Annotated in this window: 1 pseudogene; it reads right to left on the bottom strand. The window is 46.0% G+C overall.

Annotation, left to right across the window (positions count from 1 at the left end):
- Window positions 1–311, bottom strand: a pseudogene (locus MiAbW_RS19360) (hypothetical protein); the annotation flags it as partial.

The raw sequence follows: 311 nt of genomic DNA, 5'->3' as shown, positions 1-311 counted from the left end.
AAACTTGGATAACTCTAATGCGATCGAAGCATTCATAGGCAACCGATCGCAGCCGGCAGAAATTAGCTGACTCATGACCCGGGCAGCCCGGATCCAATTGTTGACAGCACTGGAAGTCTTACCGATCGCACTCTCACAAAACTGCTTAAAGGACGTGTACCGTTTCCGCCAGCCCTTGCATAGCTTGATTTTCCAAGAGATTAAACCGATTTCATACCAAGATGTTAGATTTCTCTTGATTCCCAATACTAGATCGGGTAGTTCATCGATTAGCTCCCCTAGTCCATACGATTCTTCGATACTGATAGCCA

Origin of the sequence: Microcystis aeruginosa NIES-4325, from assembly GCF_008974145.1 — a bacterium.
Classification (GTDB): domain Bacteria; phylum Cyanobacteriota; class Cyanobacteriia; order Cyanobacteriales; family Microcystaceae; genus Microcystis; species Microcystis aeruginosa_G.
This window is presented reverse-complemented; position numbering and strand designations above follow the sequence as displayed.